At 67.6% G+C, this 15,302-nt stretch carries 15 protein-coding genes; 7 read left to right on the forward strand and 8 right to left on the reverse strand.

Features of this window, described 5'->3' with window-relative positions:
- The first annotated feature begins 72 nt into the window (after positions 1 to 72).
- Positions 73 to 312, forward strand: a complete 240-nt coding sequence (locus ACZYW1_RS15595) for a DUF2537 domain-containing protein (RefSeq protein WP_463787847.1) — start codon at positions 73 to 75, stop codon at positions 310 to 312.
- 8 nt (positions 313 to 320) lie between these two features.
- Here the strand turns inward: ACZYW1_RS15595 and sepH are convergent, their stop codons facing one another.
- Both sepH and serC read right to left on the reverse strand, forming a co-directional pair.
- The gene (gene sepH / locus ACZYW1_RS15600) at positions 321 to 1,118 is read right to left on the reverse strand and encodes a septation protein SepH (protein ID WP_463787084.1); all 798 of its coding nucleotides are present in this window, start codon (positions 1,116 to 1,118) and stop codon (positions 321 to 323) included.
- Between the two features lie 123 nt (positions 1,119 to 1,241).
- A complete protein-coding gene (gene serC / locus ACZYW1_RS15605) occupies positions 1,242 to 2,360 on the reverse strand; it encodes a phosphoserine transaminase (RefSeq protein ID WP_463787085.1) in 1,119 nt (372 codons plus the stop codon).
- A 198-nt stretch (positions 2,361 to 2,558) separates the two neighbouring features.
- Between serC and ACZYW1_RS15610 the strand changes: the two genes are divergently transcribed.
- Positions 2,559 to 3,602 carry an AurF N-oxygenase family protein gene (locus ACZYW1_RS15610; RefSeq protein ID WP_463787086.1) on the forward strand — a complete coding sequence of 348 codons (1,044 nt, stop codon included), beginning with the start codon at positions 2,559 to 2,561 and terminating at the stop codon, positions 3,600 to 3,602.
- Between the two features lie 6 nt (positions 3,603 to 3,608).
- Positions 3,609 to 5,300, forward strand: a complete 1,692-nt coding sequence (locus tag ACZYW1_RS15615) for an FAD-dependent oxidoreductase (protein ID WP_463787087.1) — start codon at positions 3,609 to 3,611, stop codon at positions 5,298 to 5,300.
- Here ACZYW1_RS15615 and ACZYW1_RS15620 read toward each other — a convergent pair.
- From ACZYW1_RS15620 to ACZYW1_RS15630, 3 genes are all read right to left on the reverse strand, one after another.
- Positions 5,297 to 5,743, reverse strand: coding sequence for a VOC family protein (locus ACZYW1_RS15620; RefSeq protein ID WP_463787088.1), 447 nt, complete (start codon positions 5,741 to 5,743; stop codon positions 5,297 to 5,299). The two genes, ACZYW1_RS15615 and ACZYW1_RS15620, sit on opposite strands and share 4 nt — an antisense overlap.
- Positions 5,744 to 5,841: 98 nt before the next feature.
- Positions 5,842 to 6,972, reverse strand: a complete 1,131-nt coding sequence (locus tag ACZYW1_RS15625; RefSeq protein WP_463787089.1) for a citrate synthase 2 — start codon at positions 6,970 to 6,972, stop codon at positions 5,842 to 5,844.
- A gap of 71 nt (positions 6,973 to 7,043) precedes the next feature.
- A complete protein-coding gene (locus ACZYW1_RS15630; protein ID WP_463787090.1) occupies positions 7,044 to 8,294 on the reverse strand; it encodes an HNH endonuclease signature motif containing protein in 1,251 nt (416 codons plus the stop codon).
- A gap of 76 nt (positions 8,295 to 8,370) precedes the next feature.
- On the opposite strand from ACZYW1_RS15630, the gene pdxH reads away from it, so the two are divergent.
- From pdxH to ACZYW1_RS15645, 3 genes are all read left to right on the forward strand, one after another.
- Entirely contained in the window at positions 8,371 to 9,030 is a 660-nt protein-coding gene (pdxH, locus tag ACZYW1_RS15635; protein WP_463787091.1) for a pyridoxamine 5'-phosphate oxidase, read from the forward strand.
- A gap of 2 nt (positions 9,031 to 9,032) precedes the next feature.
- Positions 9,033 to 10,310, forward strand: coding sequence for an MFS transporter (locus tag ACZYW1_RS15640; protein WP_463787092.1), 1,278 nt, complete (start codon positions 9,033 to 9,035; stop codon positions 10,308 to 10,310).
- A 149-nt stretch (positions 10,311 to 10,459) separates the two neighbouring features.
- Positions 10,460 to 11,752 carry a citrate synthase gene (locus ACZYW1_RS15645; RefSeq protein ID WP_463787093.1) on the forward strand — a complete coding sequence of 431 codons (1,293 nt, stop codon included), beginning with the start codon at positions 10,460 to 10,462 and terminating at the stop codon, positions 11,750 to 11,752.
- Here ACZYW1_RS15645 and ACZYW1_RS15650 read toward each other — a convergent pair.
- Both ACZYW1_RS15650 and ACZYW1_RS15655 read right to left on the reverse strand, forming a co-directional pair.
- Positions 11,745 to 13,265: a phytoene desaturase family protein gene (locus tag ACZYW1_RS15650; protein WP_463787094.1), complete on the reverse strand. Its 1,521-nt coding sequence runs from the start codon at positions 13,263 to 13,265 to the stop codon at positions 11,745 to 11,747. The two genes, ACZYW1_RS15645 and ACZYW1_RS15650, sit on opposite strands and share 8 nt — an antisense overlap.
- Before the next feature lie 3 nt (positions 13,266 to 13,268).
- Complete coding sequence (locus tag ACZYW1_RS15655) at positions 13,269 to 13,517, reverse strand: DUF2630 family protein (protein WP_463787095.1); 249 nt, start codon at positions 13,515 to 13,517, stop codon at positions 13,269 to 13,271.
- A 62-nt stretch (positions 13,518 to 13,579) separates the two neighbouring features.
- On the opposite strand from ACZYW1_RS15655, the gene ACZYW1_RS15660 reads away from it, so the two are divergent.
- A complete protein-coding gene (locus ACZYW1_RS15660; protein ID WP_463787096.1) occupies positions 13,580 to 13,942 on the forward strand; it encodes an FKBP-type peptidyl-prolyl cis-trans isomerase in 363 nt (120 codons plus the stop codon).
- Positions 13,943 to 13,946: 4 nt separating this feature from the next.
- On the opposite strand, the gene ACZYW1_RS15665 is transcribed toward ACZYW1_RS15660, so the two are convergent.
- The gene (locus ACZYW1_RS15665; protein ID WP_463787097.1) at positions 13,947 to 15,290 is read right to left on the reverse strand and encodes a HAMP domain-containing sensor histidine kinase; all 1,344 of its coding nucleotides are present in this window, start codon (positions 15,288 to 15,290) and stop codon (positions 13,947 to 13,949) included.
- Positions 15,291 to 15,302: the final 12 nt, after the last annotated feature.

The raw sequence follows: 15,302 nt of genomic DNA on the forward strand, positions 1-15,302 counted from the left end.
GCTACGCGCTCTGCATCGTCGTCGGGCTAGAGTTCAAGCGTGACGCCGACCCACGAATCCACGCCCTGGGCAATGGGTTTGACCGTCGCCGGATTCGTCGCCGCGGCTACCTCGGTCGCGGTCGTGGTGCTGAGCCTGGGCTTGATCCGGGTGCACCCGCTGTTGGCAGTCGGGCTGAATGTCGTTGCGGCCGGCGGTCTTGCGCCGACGCTGTGGGGCTGGCGGCGAACAGCGGTGATTCGCTGGCTGGTACTCGGCGGCGGCGTCGGTGTGACGATCGCCTGGTTGGCCCTGGTCGCGATGGCCCTCTGAGGTAGCGGTCAGCGCTGCCCGCTGGAGCGAACCCCCAGCAGCACGTCTTCCCATGCCGGTACGGCGGGCTTGCCTTTGCCGCGGCGAGCACGAGGCTGCTCGACGACGGGCTCCGGCTCCGGGCTGTCGGTGACCACCACCGGCGCTGGCGCGGGAGTCGGCTCGGCGTCATCGAAGTCCAGCTGAGCCAGCGGAGCGACCGGACGCAGCAGCGGACGGTCGAAGTCGGGGTCGATCAGCTCACTGGCGGCGTCGTCCACCGCGGTGACGGTCCCACCGTGCGCACCCGGGCAGAACCGGAAATGCGCGAGGTTGTCCGAGCGGCCGGCCTTCCAGCCCAGCTGCACGGTCCAGCGACCGTCTTCGTTACGCCACGCGTCCCAGGAGGTGTGGTCGGGGTTCAGGCCGCGCGCGACCAAAGACGTGGTGACCGTCTCCAGCAGCGTCAACACTGCGGGGCCGTCGGCGAGTACAGGGTGGGCGGCGGTTGCCAGCTCGGCAGCGCGGGCCCGCTCCAACAGCACCGGGTGGGCGAACCGCTCGACCCGCGAGATCTCCACCCCGGCGGACTCGGCAAGTTGCTCGACCGACGCACCCGCGCGGATGCGGGCCTGAATGTCCTTGGGACGCAACATGCTGCTCGCCTCGATCTCGATATGGGTCTGGTTCACCCGGGCTCCGTCACCGCGGACCGCCGCGCGCAATCGGTCGTCGACGCGGACCCTGAACTTGTCGGCGGGGTCGTCGCCCTCGCAGATGAGGTGTTTGCCGTCGACGTCGAGTCCGACGATCTTGAGTTCCCGCATGGTGTCTCCTCGCAGGTTCCTCGCAGACCATCGCATGAGGTCCGCCCACGCGCACTGTAACTCAGCGAGCGATTCAAGCCAGGGTGGACACGCGGTGACACCTGGGCTTTTTCCATGTGAACGCTAGATGCGCTCGACCACCCAGTCGATGCACTCGGTGAGCGCACTGACGTCGTCCGGCTCGACCGCCGGGAACATCGCGACGCGCAACTGGTTGCGGCCGAGTTTGCGGTACGGCTCCACGTCGACGATGCCGTTGGCGCGTAGCACTTTGGCCACCGCGCCGGCGTCGACGTCGTCGTTGAAGTCGATGGTGCCGACCACCTGAGAGCGCAGCTTGGGGTCCGCAACGAACGGGGTGGTGAACGCGCGGTCCTGCGCCCAGCTGTACAGCCGTCCCGACGAGTCAGCCGTCCGCTTGACCGCCCAGTCCAGCCCGCCGTTGCCGTTCAGCCAGTCGACCTGCTCGGCCAGCAGCACCAGCGTCGCGATGGCCGGGGTGTTGTAGGTCTGGTTCTTGAGGCTGTTGTCCACCGCGATCGGCAGCGACAGGAAATCGGGCACCCACCGGTTGGACGCCGCGATCGACTCGATCCGGCTCAGTGCGGCCGGGCTCAGGATCGCCAGCCACAGCCCGCCGTCGGCGGCGAAGTTCTTCTGGGGTGCGAAGTAATAGGCGTCGGTGTCGGCGATGTCGACCGGTAGTCCGCCGGCACCCGAGGTGGCGTCGATGACGATCAGCGCGTCGCCGGCGTCACGCGGGCGGGCGATCGGCACCGCCACACCCGTCGAGGTCTCGTTGTGCGCCCAGGCGATCACGTCGACCGACGGGTCGCCCTGCGGGTCCGGGGCGCTACCGGCGTCGGCCTTGATGATGATCGGGTCGCCGACGAAGGGGTTCTTGGCGACCGAGGATGCGAACTTCGAGCTGAACTCGCCGTAGCTGAGATGCAGTGAACGCTTGTCGATCAGCCCGAATGCCGCGGCATCCCAGAAAGCAGTCGCGCCGCCGTTGCCGAGCGCCACCTCGTAGCCGTCGGGCACCGAGAAGAATTCGCGCAGCCCGGTGCGCACCCGGCCGACCAGATCCTTGACCGGGGCCTGCCGGTGCGACGTGCCGAAAATGGAGGCGGCGCTGGTGGATAGGGCCTGCAGCTGTTCGGGCCGCACCTTTGACGGGCCGGATCCGAAGCGTCCATCGCTGGGTTTGATGTTGTCGGGGATCGTGAGCTGGTCAGCCATGATCACCAGGTTAGTGACCCGGCAGCGACCGGCCTTCAGGCGGTCGGTTGTCGACTCGCGGTGTGACCAGGGTCACAGTGCACAAATGTTCACGGCTGCGGCACAAAGGGCATTTCGGGTCTAGTAAGTTCCCGATACCTTGAGTACTGTGCTGGACATAGCACGTCCAAATGTAAACCTCATTGAGGAGGCCTCAGGATGGCTCAGACAGCAACTGCGCAGAAGCAGCCGCGCACCAAGTTCATGCGGCGCTGGCGTCGCAACATGGACGTTCAGGACGACATCAAGTACGTGGAGATGCTGAACACCCTGTCCGAGGGCTCGGTGCGGCGCAACTTCAACCCGTACACCGACATCGACTGGGATTCGCCCGAGTTCGCGGTGATTCCTGACGACCCGCGCTGGATCCTCCCGAAGACCGATCCGCTCGGTAAGCACTCCTGGTACCAGTCCCAGTCGCAGGACCGTCAGATCGCGATCGGTATGTGGCGCCAGGCCAACGTGGCCAAGGTCGGCCTGCACTTCGAGTCGATCCTGATCCGCGGCCTCATGGAGTACGCGTTCTGGGTGCCTAACGGCTCACCGGAGTACCGCTACTGCCTGCACGAAGCGGTCGAAGAGTGCAACCACACCATGATGTTCCAAGAGATGGTGAACCACATCGGCGTGGACGTTCCCGGCATGCCGCGCCTGCTCAAGTGGATCCAGCCCTACATCCCGCTGGTCGCCGGCCCGCTGCCGATCCCGTTCTGGTTCGGCATCCTCGCCGGTGAGGAGCCGATTGACCACACTCAGAAGAACGTGCTGCGTGAGGGCAAGGAACTGCACCCGATCATGGAGCGGGTGATGGCGATCCACGTGGCCGAGGAGGCCCGCCACATCTCGTTCGCCCACGAGTACCTGCGCAAGCGGGTGCCGAACTTGCCACGTCGCAAGCGTTTCTGGCTCTCGTTGTTCGTGCCGCTGACCATGCGGATCCTGTGCTCGGCGATTGTGGTGCCGCCCAAGGCTTTCTGGCAGGAGTTCGACATCCCGCGTGAAGTCCGCAAGGACGTGTTCTTCAAATCGCCGGAGTCACGTCAGATGCTGCGCGACATGTTCGGTGACGTGCGGATGCTGTGCAAGGACACGGGTTTGATGAACCCGCTGGCCAAGCTGATCTGGCGAATCTGCAAGATCGATGGCAAGCCGTCGCGCTACCGCAGCGAGCCGCAGCGTCAGCACCTCACGGTCGCCGCCTAGGAACTCATGCCGCACGTAATCACCCAGTCGTGTTGCAGCGACGGGTCCTGTGTCTACGCCTGCCCGGTGAACTGTATCCACCCGTCGCCGGACGAGCCGGAATTCGCTTCTGCGGAGATGCTTTACATCGATCCCGTGGCGTGTGTCGACTGCGGCGCGTGTGTCAGTGCGTGCCCGGTGGGCGCCATCGCTCCCAACTCACGGTTGACCACGGAGCAGTTGCCGTTCATCGAACTCAACGCCAGCTTCTACGAAGAGTTCCACGCCTCCCGGCCCGCGGACGAGAAACTGCCGCCGACATCGAAACTGGCACCGGTCATTCCGGCGCCGGAGGTCCGCGGGAAGCACAGCGGCCCGTTGACGGTGGCGATCGTGGGATCCGGTCCGGCCGCGATGTACGCCGCAGACGAACTGCTCACCCAGCAGGGCGTCCGGGTCAATGTCTTCGAAAAGCTGCCCACCCCTTACGGATTGGTGCGGGCCGGGGTTGCGCCCGACCACCAGACCACCAAGCGGGTCACCCAGCTGTTCGACCGGATCGCCCGTCGCCGGGAATTCCGGTTCTTCCTCAACGTCGAGGTCGGCAACCAGCTGAGCCACGACGACCTGCTGGCCCACCACCACGCCGTCATCTATGCGTCGGGTGCGCCCAACGACCGCCGGCTGGACATCGACGGAATGGGCCTGCCCGGCACCGGCACCGCGACCGAGTTCGTGGCCTGGATCAACGGGCATCCTGATTTCGTCGATCTGCCCGTGGATCTCAGCCACGAGCGGGTGATCGTCGTCGGCAACGGCAACGTCGCACTGGACGTGGCTCGCGTGCTGACCGCCGACCCGGACGAGCTGGCCCACACCGACATCTCCGATCACGCGCTGGCGGCCCTGCGCGAATCGCGAGTGCGCGAGGTCGTGATCGCCGCCCGTCGCGGACCCGAGCACTCGGCATTCACGCTGCCGGAGCTGATCGGGTTGACCACGACCGCCGAAGTGGTTCTGGCCGACGATGACCGCGACGCGGTGTTGCGCGACCTGGCTAGCGTCACCGATACCGTGACCAAGCAGAAATTGAATATCCTCAGCGGGCTTGCGGCATCGTCGACACCGGCGACGCGGCCGCGAATCCGGTTCGCTTACAACCTCACTCCGAAGCGAGTGGTCGGGGACCAGCGCGCCACCGGCTTGCAGTTCGACGTCACCGGCACCGAGGAATCGGCCACCATCGACGCCGGGCTGGTGCTGACGTCGATCGGCTACCACGGCAAGGCGATCAAAGATCTGCCGTTCGATGACGAGAAGGGCGTGGTGCCGAACGATGGCGGCCGCGTCACGCACGCCGACGGCGCCTATGTCGCGGGCTGGATCAAACGTGGGCCGACCGGCTTCATCGGAACCAACAAATCGTGCGCGGCGCAAACCGTGCAACGACTGGTGGACGACTACAACGCCGGGCTGTTGCACGACCCGGTCGGCAAGCCGGCCGCACTGGACCGCCTGGTCCGCGAGCGCCAACCCGATGTCGTCGACGCCAACGGCTGGCGGGCGATCGACGCGGCCGAGCTGGCGCGAGGTGGACTCGCCGACCGGCCGCGCGCCAAGTTCACCGCGATCGCCGACATGCTGGCCGCCGCGGCGGCCGCGCCGGCACCGTCGCTGCGGCACCGGGTGGCCGACCGCCTGCGCGAACTCGCCGGCTAGCCGTTCATCGCCGCGGCCAGCTCCTCGTAGTTGACCTCCTTGACCGGCTGACCGAGCGACCAGTGGTGACCGAACGGATCGGCGACCACGCCGTAACGGTCGCCCCAGAACTGCTCCTCCAACGGAACGAGTTCGGTGGCGCCGGCATCCAGCGCCCGGCGGAACCAAGCGTCGACGTCGGGCACGGTGAGGTGAATCGTGACCGGGGTACCGCCCAGCGACGGAGGGGTCATCGACATGCCGCCGGACATCTCCGGGAAGTCGTCGTTGAGCATGACCATGAACCCGTTGATGCGTACCGACGCGTGCACCAGCTTGCCGTCGGGGCCGGGCAGCCGTACCAGCTCGACCGCGTCGAAAGCTTTGACGTAGAAGTCGATTGCCGCGGCGGCGTCGTGGACGGTCAGGTGCGGGGACAGTGCGGGTTCGACGGCGATCGCCATCGGGGCCTCCTAGGTGTCGGTACGTGGCCCGGTTGGGCCTACCGGTATGGACTCGGGCAACGAGTCGATCTCATCACCGGCCACCGACACCGCGACGGTCAATCCTGCTGAACCTCGTCCCAACCCTCGACGGACTCCGGGCTGCGCGGTCCCGGCCCGACGTAGATGGCAGCCGGGCGGACCAGCTTGCCCAGCCGCTTCTGCTCGAGGATGTGCGCGCACCAGCCGGCGGTCCGGCCGCAGGTGAACATCGCGGGCATCATCCTGGCCGGCACCTGGGCGAAGTCCAGGATCACCGCCGCCCAGAACTCGACGTTGGTCTCGATCGCCCGGTCCGGGCGCCGCTCCCGCAGCTCGGCGAGTGCGGCCTGCTCGACGGCGGCCGCCACCTCGTAGCGCGGTGCGCCCAGCCGCTTGGCGGTGGCGCGCAGCACGCGGGCCCGGGGGTCCTCCGCGCGGTACACCCGGTGGCCGAAGCCCATCAGCTTCTCGCGGCGATCCAGGATTCCCTTGACCAGGCCGCGGGCGTCACCGGTCCGCTCGACCTCTTCGAGCATCGGCAGCACGCGCGCGGGCGCGCCGCCGTGCAGCGGGCCACTCATCGCGCCCACCGCCCCTGACAACGAGGCCGCGACGTCCGCACCGGTCGACGCGATCACTCGCGCGGTGAACGTCGACGCGTTCATGCCGTGCTCGGCGGCCGACACCCAGTAGGCGTCGACGGCTTCGACGTGCTTGGGATCCGGCTCGCCTTGCCAACGAGTCATGAAACGTGCCGTCACCGTTGAGCATTCGTCGATGACGTGCTGCGGAACTGCGGGCTGGTAGATCCCGCGGGCCGACTGCGCGACGTACGAGAGTGCCATCACCGAGGCCCGGGCCAATTGGTCGCGGGCGGTGGCTTCGTCGATGTCGAGCAGCGGCTGGAAGCCCCAGATCGGCGCCAGCATCGCCAGCCCGGCCTGCACGTCCACGCGGACGTCGCCGCTGTGGATCGGCAGCGGGAACGGCTCGGCGGGCGGTAGCCCGTTGCCGAATTTCGCGTCCACCAGCAAAGCCCACACGTCGCCGAATGTGACGTGCTGCTTGACCAGATCTTCGATGTCGACACCGCGGTAACGCAGGGCGCCGCCGTCCTTGTCAGGCTCGGCGATTTCGGTGGTAAACGCCACCACGCCCTCGAGTCCGGCAACGAAATTCTCCGGGACCTTGTCCGAGATGACAGTCATGAAAAAATTCTCGCATGGGGCCGGGTGTGACTTGCTACCGGTCGGTAACTACCCGTGCCCGGAGGCTGGGGCTAGTTGTTTGTCGGTGGTGGTTGTGGTTGGAACGGGGTGTACCACCACCAGTTGGCGCGTTCGCCGGTGGGTCCTGGGCTGGGTGCGACGGTGGGTGGGGGTTGAGTGGGTGGGCGTGCCAGTGATCCTGGGCGCAGTGTTTGGCCGGTGTCATCGGTGACGGTGAGCGTGTCGGCGGGTCCGGTGATGGTGATGACGCCCCGGTGGTGCAGCCGGTGGTGGTAGGGGCACAGCAGGACGAGGTTGGCCAATTCTGTGGGGCCGCCGTCTTCCCAGTGCCGGAGGTGGTGGGCGTGCAGGCCTCTGGTCGCATCACAGCCGGGAACCCGGCACACGCGGTCGCGGTGCTCGAGCGCGCGGCGAAGCCGCCGGTTGATCAGCCGGGTGGCCCGGCCGGCGCCGATGACCTCGCCGTGGCGTTCGAACCACACTTCACAGGTGGCCTCACAGGTCAGGTATCGGCGTTCGGCGTCGGTCAGTAGCGGGCCCAGATGCAGTGCCGCGGCACGCTGCTCGACGTCGACATGGAGCACCACAGTGGTGTGCTGCCCATGGGGGCGACGCGCGGCCTCGGCATCCCAACCGGCCTCGATGAGGCGCATGAACGCATCACCGGTGCTCGGCAGCGGGGGTCGCTGATCCGGGTTGCCCGCACCGCGGCCGTGATCGAGCTTCCACGCAGCGAACAGGGCGTCGCGGTGCGAGGCCAGGGCGGCGTTGAACGTCGCGGCGTCATGAGGGTCGAGGGTGATCCGGTAGCAGCTGCCCTGCTCGTTGCTCGTCGAGGTGATCGAGCGCTGCGGCTGCGGCCGAGGCTCGGGTTCGGGTCGCGGTTCGAGCCTGACCGCGGTGCGCAGCTGGCTGACCGAAGCCACCCCCGCCAGCTGCGCGTAGTGCTCATCGGAACCGTCGCCGGCACCGGCGGCGATGACGCCGACCTGATCCAGCGACAGCCGACCCTCCCGCATGCCTGCCGCGCAGCGGGGAAACTCCTCGAGCCGGCGCGCAACACCGGCCACAGTGTGGGCATTTCCCGACGAGCAGCCCAGCTTCCAGGCCACCAACGCCGGCACCGACCGCGCCCCGGTGGCCCCCCAGAGTTCGTCGCGATCGATCTCGGCCACGATCTCCACCACACGCCCATCGATCGCGTTGCGCTGACCAGCTAACTCCGCCAACTCCTCGAACAACACCTCAAGACGCCCGGCGGGACTGACCCCCAGAGCGTCGGCGGATGCGATCGAAGACATGTCACCATCGTTGCAGCCCCCTCCGACAAAAAGCGGCGGCCGATTACTGCGGCTGGTCGCGGGTAGCGTGGGCGCGATGGCGGGACCCGACAACCAGCACCTGGCGGCAATGCGCAAGGAGTACGGCTCCAAAGAGCGCGACGGCAGCCCGGACCTCGACATCGACTGGCTTGCGGACGGCTGGCTTGCCTTGTTGCGCACCTGGATTGGTGACGCCGAGCGTGGCGGCGTGGCCGAACCCAACGCGATGGTGTTGGCCACCGTCGACGCGGGACGACCGGTCAGCCGGTCGGTGCTGTGCAAGGGCGTCGACGAGGACGGCATCGTGTTCTTCTCCAACTACGACTCGGCCAAGGGCGACCAGCTGGCCGCGACGCCCTACGCCTCGGCGACCTTCCCGTGGTACGGGCTGAACAGGCAATTCCATATCCGCGGTCCGGTCACCAAGGTCGATCCGCAGGCCACCGAGAACTACTGGAACAACCGGCCGCGCGGCTCGCAGCTCGGCGCGTGGGCCTCACAGCAATCCAGGCCGATCACCTCGCGTGACGCGCTGGTCGAGCAACTGGCCGAGGTGACGGAACGGTTTGCCGATCGCGAGCAGGTTCCGGTACCGCCGAACTGGGGCGGGTACCGCATCGCGCCGGCGGAGATCGAGTTTTGGCAGGGCCGAGAAGACCGTCTGCACAACCGAATTCGGGTCGTGGGTGGGCGCATCGAGCGCCTGCAACCCTGAGTATGCCAAGGCTGGTCGCCGATACCGCGCCGCTGCGCAATGCCGATTTCCGGCGGCTGTGGTCGTCCGGAATCGTCACCGTCATCGGCGGGAACCTGACGATCTTCGCCGTCCCGGTCCAGATCTACGCGCTCACCCAGAGCTCCGGCTACGTCGGGCTGGCCGGATTGTTCGCGCTGGTCCCGCTGATCGTCTTCGGTCTGCTCGGCGGCGCCTGGGCCGATGCGATGGACCGCAGGGTGCTGCTGATCATCGCCTCGTGCGGACTGGCTGTTGCATCGGCGCTGCTGTGGCTGCAATCCGCGTTGGCGCTGAACAACGTCTGGTTGGTGCTGGTCCTGCTGGGCGTTCAGCAGATCTTCTTCGCGGTGAACGCGCCGGCGCGCTCGGCCGCCATCCCGCGGATGCTGCCCGGCGACCAGCTGGCGGCCGCGAATTCGCTGAACATGACCGTGACCCAATTCGGCGCCATTATCGGTCCCTTGCTGGCCGGTCTGCTGTTGAACTGGGTTGATCTTTCCACGCTGTACCTCATCGACACCGTCACGACCGTGGTGCCGATCTGGGCGACCGTCCGGTTGGCCCCGATGCCGGTGCTGGGGTCGGGCGACGGTCCGGGCCAGTGGGGTGTCGCCGCGGTGCTGGACGGGTTCCGCTACCTAGCCGGGAACACCGTCGTGCTGATGTCGTTCGTCGTCGACCTCATCGCCATGATCCTGGGTATGCCGCGAGCGCTGTTTCCGCAGATGGCCCACCAGAGCTTCGGCGGGCCGGTCGCCGGCGGCACCACGATGGCGCTGCTGGCGGCGGCGATGTCGGCGGGTGCGGTCGCCGGCGGGGTGTTCTCCGGCTGGCTGCCACGGGTGCGCAGGCAGGGACTGGCAGTGGTGGTCGCGATCGTGGTGTGGGGTCTGGCGATGGTCGGCTTCGGGTTGGCCGCCGGGGCGGCCCACGGCCGGGCCGGGCCGCTGCTCTGGGCGGCGCTGGGATTCCTAGCGCTCGGCGGTGGCGCTGACCTGGTGTCGGCCGCGTTCCGGTCGACGATGCTGCAGGAGGCGGCCTCCGACGACGTGCGCGGCCGATTGCAGGGTGTCTTCGTGGTGGTGGTCGGCGGTGGACCACGGCTGGCCGACACCGCCCACGGCGCCGCCGCGGCTGTGGTGGGCACCACTGCGGCCACCGCCGGGGGAGGCGCGCTGGTCGTCGTCGGAGTGCTGTTGGCCGCGCTCGCCGCACCCGCCTTCATCCGTTATCGCGCAACGCAATCGGAGGCGGGCTGAGACGGCCGGCCAGGTGCCCGGGGCCCGACGTGATCTCCGTCGCACCCGGACCTCACCCCCGCGCAGGCACGCCATCGCAATAACGACTACCTTTGCGCTATAGGCAACCAGCCGGGCCAGCATTCACACGCAAGCGCAAAGGGGTTCCCGTGGCCGCAACCGACGACTCCGCCACCCTCCAGTACCCGGGTGGTGAGCTGGATCTCGACATCGTCCACGCCACCGAGGGGGCCGACGGCATCGCGCTGGGCCCGTTGTTGTCCAAGACCGGTTACACGACCTTCGACAACGGGTTCGTCAACACGGCGTCCACCAAGAGCGCCATCACCTATATCGACGGCGACGCCGGGATTCTGCGGTACCGGGGCTACCCGATCGAGCAGCTCGCCGAGAAGTCGACGTTCATCGAGGTCAGCTACCTGCTGATCAACGGCGAACTGCCGAACGCCGAGCAGCTGGCAGAGTTCACCGAGCAGATTCAGCGGCACACGATGTTGCACGAGGACCTGAAGCGGTTCTACGACGGCTTCCCGCGCAACGCCCACCCGATGCCGGTGTTGTCGAGTGTGGTCAACGCGCTGAGCGCCTACTACCCCGACTCGCTGGACCCGGCCGACACCGAAGAGATCGACCTGTCGACGATCCGGTTGCTGGCCAAGCTGCCGACGATTGCGGCCTACGCCTACAAGAAGTCGGTGGGCCAGCCGTTCCTCTACCCGGACAACAAGCTGAACCTGGTGGAGAACTTCCTCCGGATGACCTTCGGTCTGCCCGCCGAGCCCTACGAGCCCGACCCGGAGATCGTCCGGGCGCTCGACATGCTGTTCATCCTGCACGCCGACCACGAGCAGAACTGCTCGACGTCGACGGTGCGGCTGGTCGGCTCGTCGCAGGCCAACCTGTTCACGTCGATCTCCGGTGGCATCAACGCGCTGTGGGGCCCGCTGCACGGCGGCGCCAACCAGGCGGTGTTGGAGATGCTCGAGCAGATCCGCCAGAGCGACGACGACGTCAGCGAGTTCGTCCGCAAGGTGAAGAACAAAGAAGAAGGCGTCAAGCTGATGGGCTTCGGCCACCGGGTCTACAAGAACTACGACCCGCGGGCGCGCATCGTCAAGGAACAGGCCGACAAGATCCTGGGCAAGCTCGGCGGCGACGACGAATTGTTGAACATCGCCAAGGAACTCGAAGAGGCCGCGCTCACCGACGACTACTTCATCGAGCGCAAGCTCTATCCGAACGTCGACTTCTACACCGGCCTGATCTACCGGGCGCTGGGTTTCCCGACCCGGATGTTCACCGTGCTGTTCGCGCTCGGCCGGCTGCCGGGCTGGATCGCGCACTGGCGGGAGATGAACGGCGAGCCCAGCAAGATCGGCCGTCCGCGCCAGATCTACACCGGCTACACCGAGCGCAACTACGCCGCTATCGACGCTAGGTAGTCAACACCGCCATCGCGGCGTTGTGGCCGCCGATACCGGAAACCGCACCACCCCGGCGGGCGGCTGAACCGCACCGCAGTATCCGCTCGTGCTCGGTGGCCACACCCCATCGCTGCGCTGGAGTGTCCAGCACGGCGTCGTCCTCGGCGAACGGCCAGTCCAGGCCGCCGTGAAAGATGTTGCCGGCGGTCATGTTCAGTCGCTGTTCAAGGTCCAGGGTGGTCGTCGTCTCGACGCACGGCCGTCCATGGGCGTCGGTCAGCAGCACCTCCTGAATGGGTTCGGCCAGAACGGAATTCAGCGATGCCAGCACCGCTTCGGTCAGTGCCGCAGACTCGAATTCCCGGTGCGGCGTGTGCAGGCCGAACACGGTCAGCGTCGCCGCGCCCGATTCACGCAGTGCCGGCGACAGGATGCTGGGGTCGGTGAGCGAATGGCAGTAGATTTCGCACGGAAGTGGTTCTGGCAGAACATGTTCCGCAGCTCTGTCGTAGGCCGCGTCCAGCTGCGTCCACGTCTCGTTGACGTGGAACGTGCCGCCGAACGCCTGCTCGGGGGTGACACTCCGGTCGCGCAGTCGCGGCAGTCGGCGCAGCACCATGTTGACCTTCACCTGAGCACCCGGCGCCGACGGCGGCGCGGGGTCGCCCAGTAGCCCGGCCAGCGCGGTGGGCGTGATCCCGGACAGGACGAATCGGCCGCGTACGACGTGCTCGTCGTCGCGCCACCGGTAGCGTACTTCGCCACTCGGATCGACTGCGTAAACGTCTGCGCCGGTGATGATTTCGGCGCCGTGACGGGAGGCCGCATCGGCCAGTGCCGCGCTGACCGCACCCATCCCGCCGACCGGGACGTGCCAGCCTCCATCGCCGCCACCGAGCAGGTGGTACAGGAAACAGATGTTCTGCCGCAGCGACGGGTCGTCGAGCCGGGCGAAGGTGCCGATCAACGCATCGGTCGCGACGACGCCGCGGACCAGATCGTTGTCGAGGGCGCCGCAGATCGCGGCCCCGATCGGTCGCTCGATGAGGTCCCGCCAGATGCCGTCGTCGTCGACCGCGGCACGGGTCTGGTCGCGGGTGGCCAGCGGCTCGAGCAGCGTCGGCCACAGCCGGCCCGTCAGCAGCCGGCAACGCCGGTAGAACTCGTCGAAGGCCCGCTGATCGCTCCCGGCGCCGATCGCGTCGAACGTGGACTGCGGTCCCACCAGCAGGCCGGTTCGCCCGGCCGTCGCGGGATCGGGCGTGTACGACGACCACGGCCGCGGGGCCAGCCGGACAGCCGCCCCGAGGTCGTCGAGGATGCGCTGCGGCAGCAGGCTGACCAGATAGGAGTACCGCGACAACCGGGCATCGACGCCGTCGAAGACCTGCGTCGACACCGCTGCTCCGCCGACCCCGGGCAGCCGTTCCAGCAGCTGCACCCGCAGCCCAGCGCGGGCCAGGTACCCGGCGGCGACCAGACCGTTGTGCCCGCCGCCCACGATGACCGCGTCGACCTCACGCGTGGTCATCGGTCAGCCCAGGTAGCCCTCGACCTCGTTCTCCGGTCGCACTGCAGCGTCGTCCGGATCGCCTCCGGTTTCGCGCAACGCTCGGCGCTGCCGCAGCAGGTCCCAGCATTGGTCGAGCTGCACCTCGAGATGACGCAGCCGAGTGTGTTCGTCGGACTCGCTGATCTCGCCGTGCTGAAGCTGCTCCCGAAGGGCTTTCTCTTCGGCGACGAGTTCGTTGATCCGCGAGAGAGCGTCGTTGTCGGTTGTCACGGGTCAAGTGTGCCCGACCGGCCGCTGCCCGGCCGAGGCATCACCCAGCTAGGGTCTTCCCCGTGGCAAGCAAACCTGAGATCCAGTTTCCCGACGGCCCCGCGCCGGCCCAGCTCACCATCCAAGACCTGACGGTCGGCGACGGCCCGGAGGCCGTGCCCGGCGGCACCGTCGAGGTGCACTACGTCGGCGTCGACTTCGAATCCGGCGAGGAGTTCGACAGCTCCTGGGGTCGCGGCCAGTCCATCTCGTTCCCGCTGCAAGGGCTCATCCAGGGCTGGCAGGACGGGATTCCGGGGATGAAGGTCGGCGGCCGTCGTCAGCTGATCATCCCGCCGGAGCAGGCATACGGTCCGGCTGGTTCGGGCCACCAGCTGTCCGGCAAGACGCTGATCTTCGTCATCGACCTGCTCGGCGCTCGCTAGCGGCTCAGGTCGGCGGGGGCAGCTGCAACAGCAGACGCGCTCCGCCGAGCGGGCTCTCCTCCAGCGTGGCCACGCCGCCGTGCAGGTGCGCCTGCTGGGCGACCAGCGCCAGCCCGAGCCCGGAGCCCGAGTGCGACGCGGTCGACCCCCGGGAGAACCGCTCGAACACCACCTGGCGTTCGGCCTCCGGCAGCCCGCTGCCGTTGTCGTCGATGGCGATCTCCACACCGGCCCGCGAGCTGACCGCCGACAACTGCACGCTGGTGGCGCCACCGTGCTTGACGGCGTTGGCGATCGCGTTGTCCACGGCGAGCCGCAGCCCAGCCGGGAGTCCGACGATGATGCAGGTCGGCGACGGCGCCAGCGACACGTCGAGGTCGGGGTAGATCCGCATGGCGTCATGCGCGGCCCGGTCGAGCAGCTCGGTGATGTCGACCGGGACGTGGTCCTCCGACGTCGACAACTCGCCCTGGGCCAGCCGTTCGAGCGCGGAAAGCGTTGCCTCGATTCGTGATTGGGTCCGTATCACGTCGCTGAGCACTTCCTTGCGGCCTTCGTCGGGAAGGTCCAGGGTGGCCAGCACCTCGAGGTTGGTGCGCATCGCGGTCAGCGGCGTCCGCAGCTCGTGCGACGAGACCGCCGCGAAGTCGCGGGCGGACGCCAGGGCTTCCATCGTCCGGTTCTGCTCGTCCCAGATCCGTTGCAGCATGCCCCGAAGGGCTTCGGCAATCTCCACGGCCTCGCTGGCGCCACGCACTTTGATCTGCGGGCTTTCGTCGCCCGCATCGATCGCCCGGGTCTGCTGAGCCAGCCGCTTGAACGGGCGCACCGCGAAAGTAGCCAGCAGCCAAGCGAATACGGCTGCGGCCGCGATCGAGAACGCGGCGATCAAGATCACCCGGCGATGCAGGTTGTTGGTGTCGGCAATGGTCGCGTCGTAAGTGGCGCCCACTTCCACCAGCATCGGATGCGGCTCCGGGATCGTCACCGTCCGTACCCGATAGCGCACGCCGTTGACATAGGTGTCGGCGTAACCGGCCGGCAGCTGGGGCAACGTCACGGTGGTGTTCGACGTGACCTGGCCGCTGGCGTGGCGAACGGTGATTACGGCATCTTGATCGCTGGGAGACTTCGGAATCTGACCGAGCCCGCGGGGCAGGAACGGAATCGCGAAGCCGACCGCCTCATCGAGACGGCGGTCCAACCTTTCCTTGCGGTCGTTGGTGATACCGAACCAGACGACGGCACAGGTGATCAGCACCGGGATGGCCGCACCGATGATGGTTGCCACCACCACGCGGGCGCGCAGCGAAGGCGTACGCGTCAAAATTCTCGACAAGAAATTCATGTCCGCCTCTCG

This window comes from Mycobacterium sp. IDUB_36, assembly GCF_055419225.1.